The organism is Dietzia sp. SYD-A1 (assembly GCF_015356725.1).
Lineage (GTDB): Bacteria > Actinomycetota > Actinomycetes > Mycobacteriales > Mycobacteriaceae > Dietzia.
On the sequence record NZ_JADDKI010000595.1, the window covers coordinates 1 to 3,856 of the forward strand.

At 71.3% G+C, this 3,856-nt stretch carries 2 protein-coding genes and 1 pseudogene; 1 reads left to right on the top strand and 2 read right to left on the bottom strand.

Annotated elements, in window-relative coordinates:
* Positions 1-1,199: HRDC domain-containing protein (locus IY392_RS17525; protein ID WP_228549584.1), on the top strand; the 1,199-nt coding region annotated here is incomplete at its 5' end.
* A gap of 12 nt (positions 1,200-1,211) precedes the next feature.
* Here the strand turns inward: IY392_RS17525 and dxs are convergent.
* Positions 1,212-3,101: a 1-deoxy-D-xylulose-5-phosphate synthase gene (gene dxs, locus IY392_RS17530; RefSeq protein ID WP_107756578.1), complete on the bottom strand. Its 1,890-nt coding sequence runs from the start codon at positions 3,099-3,101 to the stop codon at positions 1,212-1,214.
* Between the two features lie 109 nt (positions 3,102-3,210).
* Positions 3,211-3,856 (bottom strand): annotated as a pseudogene (locus IY392_RS17535) (class I SAM-dependent RNA methyltransferase); the annotation flags it as partial.

Here is a 3,856-nt window from a genome sequence, read left to right on the forward strand (position 1 = left end):
CACCGCCCCCGGCCGAGTACGACTTCGTCGACGACGCCCCCGGCCTCCGGGCGGTCGCCTCCGTCATCACGTCCTCCGCCGGGCCGGTGGCGGTGGACGTCGAACGCGCGTCAGGGATCCGCTACTCCGAGCGCGCCTTCCTGCTGCAGCTGCGTCCGGCCGACGGGCCGGCGCTACTGGTCGACCCCGAGACACCGGGCCGGACGGTCGGACCGCTCGCCGGCCTCCTCTCCGAGCGCCCCCTGCTCCTGCACGCCGCGAGCCAGGACCTCCCGTCACTCCGTGGACTCGGGATCAGCCCGAGCGCTGTCATCGACACCGAACTCGCCGGGCGATTCCTCGGGTTGGAGCGGGTGAACCTGGGCACGATGATCTCCGAGTACCTGGGGATCGGGCTGGCCAAAGCGCACTCGGCGGCGGATTGGTCCCGTCGCCCGCTGCCACCGGCGTGGCTCGACTACGCCGCCTACGACGTGCTGTTCCTCCACGACCTCGCGGAGGCGGTGCTCCCCCGCCTCGACGAGCTCGGTCGGCGTGACTGGTTCGACGCGGAATGTCGACACCTCGTGGACTCCGGTCCGGTTCCGACCGCGCCGGACCCCTGGCGTCGACTGGACCGCCTGAGCACACTTCGCGACGCCCGCCAGCTCGCCCGCGCGCGGGAGTTGTGGATGGCGCGTGACCGGGTGGCGGCAGAGCGGGACATCGCCCCCAAGAGACTGCTCACGGACGCGGCGATCATCGAGGCGGCCCGGACCGCGCCGACGAACCGGTCGGACCTCCTGGCGATCGAGGGTTTCGAGGGTCCGCATCGCAGACGACTGGCCGACGACTGGCTGGCCGCGTTGGAGTGGGCCGCCGAACTCGGGCGTGGCGACCTACCCGCCCGTCAGGCGCCACGCGGCGAGCATCCTCCGCACACCACGTGGAAGCGCACGGACCCGGAGGCGGCCGCTCTGCTGGACATCGCTCGCGAGGCGATCGGTTCGCTCGCCCGGGAGCTCGGTATCGACCAGGGCCTGCTGCTCAAGCCGTCGTCGCTCCGGCTGTGGGCGTGGCGGGCGGCCACCACCGACCCCGCCGACGACGCGGAGCTGCTCCACCGGGTCCTCGGGGACGAGGGTGCCCGCCGATGGCAGATCGACCTGACGCAGGCGCCGTTGCTCGAGGCGGTGCGCCGGTTCAGAGCGGACGGCTGAGACCGCCGTCCCTCAGCTCTCGACGCGGTCGTAGAGGCGACGGCGGATACCGTCGGCGATCCCCTCCGCGGTCAACCCCGTGTCGGAGAGGATCTCGCCCCGGGAGGCGTGATCGAGGAACTCCTGCGGAAGGCCGAGGGTCAGTCGATCAACACCGACCCCCGCGCGCTCCAGCACCGCCGAGACCGCCGAACCGACGCCGCCGTGGATCCCGTTGTCCTCGACCGTCACCACGAGCCGGCGACCACGGGCGGAGTCGACGATCGACTGCGGGACGGGATAGACCCAGCGCGGATCGACCACGTCGACCGATACCCCCTCGGCCCGCAGTTCCCGTGCCGCCGCCATCGACGGCGCGACCATCGACCCGACCGCGACCACCAGGATGTCGGCGTCCCCGGTCCCGAACACCCGGTCCACGCCGTCCGACGATGTCTCCAACGACGGAAGGGGCTCACCGACGGACCCCTTGGGGAAGCGCACCACGGTCGGGCCGTCCGTCACCGCCACGGCTTCACGGAGTTCCGCGCGGAGGGTCTCGGCATCGCGCGGTGCGGCCACCCGGACGCCCGGGACGATCCCCGCCAGGGACAGGTCCCACATCCCGTTGTGGCTGGCGCCGTCGGGGCCGGTCACCCCGGAGCGATCGAGTACCAGGGTGACCGGTAGCCCGAGAAGGGCGACGTCCATCAGCAGCTGGTCGAACGCCCGGTTGAGGAACGTGGAGTAGACGGCCACCACGGGGTGCAGCCCACCCAGCGCGAGTCCGGCGGCCGAGGCCACCGCGTGCTGCTCTGCGATGCCCACGTCGAACATGCGATCCGGGAACCGGTCGCCGAAGGCGGTCAGCCCCGTCGGTCCGGCCATGGCCGCGGTGATGGCCACCACGTCGTCTCGCTGCGCCCCGATCTCGCACAGCTCCTCGGAGAAGACCGACGTCCAGTCCACTGACGACGACGACGAGAGCGGGCGGCCGGTGTCGGGGTCGATGACCCCGGTCGCGTGCATCTGGTCGGCGACGTTGTTCTCCGCGTGGACGTAGCCCATGCCCTTGCGGGTCACCACGTGGACGACCACCGGCCCGCCGAAGTCCTTGGCCAACCGCAACGCCGATTCGGTGGCGGCCAGATTGTGCCCGTCGACGGGCCCCATGTACTTCAGACCCAGGTCGGCGAACAACTCCTGCGGTGAGACCACGTCCTTGAGTCCCGTCTTGATCCCGTGCAGGATCGAGTACACGGCCTTGCCGAGGAGGTCCTTTCGGGCGCCCAGAGTGCGCTTGGTGTGGTCCATCGCCTTCTCGTACGCGGGCTGGAGACGCAGGACCCCGAGCCGTTCGGCCAGTCCGCCGATCGTGGGCGAGTACGACCGGCCGTTGTCGTTGACGACGATCACCATGGGCCGGTCCTTGCCGGCGGCGATGTTGTTCAGCGCCTCCCAGGCCATGCCCCCTGTCATCGCCCCGTCGCCGATCACCGCGACGACGGTCCGGTCGTTCTGGCCGCTGAGGGAGTACGCCTTGGCGAGTCCGTCGGCGTACGAGAGCGACGAGGTCGCGTGCGAGGACTCGACGATGTCGTGTTCACTCTCCGCACGGCACGGATAGCCGGACAGACCCCCGCGCGTCCTGAGACCGTCGAACTGGTCCTTCCGACCCGTGACGATCTTGTGGACGTACGACTGGTGCCCGGTGTCGAAGACGATGGGGTCCCGCGGGGAGTCGAACACGCGGTGTAGCGCGACCGTCAGTTCCACCACGCCGAGATTGGGGCCGAGGTGCCCACCTGTCGCGGACACCTTGCGGATGAGGAACTCCCTGATCTCACCGCAGAGCCGGACCAGCTCGTCGGATCCGAGTGCACGGAGGTCGGAGGGGCCGTTCACCTGATCGAGCACACTCATTGCCGTCGACTGCCCCTTCCCTTGCCGCACCCCGCAGGGTCGAACCCACAGTCTACGGGGAAACGGTCTTCGCGCCCGCCGCCGGCCGACCGGCCCCGGCTCACCGGGATCAGCGCACCCGCGGTGAGTCGAGGACGGCGAGGCCCTCCACGTGGTGTGTCGCGGGGAACGCCGCGACACCGCGGATCCCCGCGAGTGTCCAACCGGCTGACACGAGCACCCCGACATCGCGCGCGAGGCTGGCCGGGTCGCACCCCACATGGACGATGCGGGACGCCGTACCACGAGCGAGCGTGGCCATCACCTCGATTCCCGCGCCGCCTCTCGGCGGGTCCAGGATCACGAGGTCGGGTTCGTCGCCGCGATCGCCGGAACCGCTCGACCGCTCCAGGAACGGCTCCACCCTCGACGCCACCGGGACGACCGCGGGGCCGATCCCGAGAGCCGATCCCACGGCCTCGAGGGAGGCGGGCGAGGATTCGACCACGATCACGCGGGCCCGGGGGACCACGTCGAGGACGGCGGCGGAGAACAGGCCCGCTCCCCCGTAGAGGTCCCAGACCACCGGGTCGCCGGGGAGGGCGGGGGCGCCGGACACGGCGGTGCGGACGAGTTCGCTGTAGTGCGCGGCAGCGGATCTGTGCGCCTGCCAGAACGCGTCGACCGGCAACCGCCAGGTGCGCTCCCCCACCCTCCGGGTCACGGTCGGGGCGCCCGCCACGGGCTCCCACTCTCCGGCTCGCGAGGCCCTGGCC

Bases quoted from the DNA above. Each gene is read 5' to 3' on its own strand.
- dxs (WP_107756578.1), bottom strand. From the start codon at position 3,101: ATGAGTGTGCTCGATCAGGTGAACGGCCCCTCCGACCTCCGTGCACTC.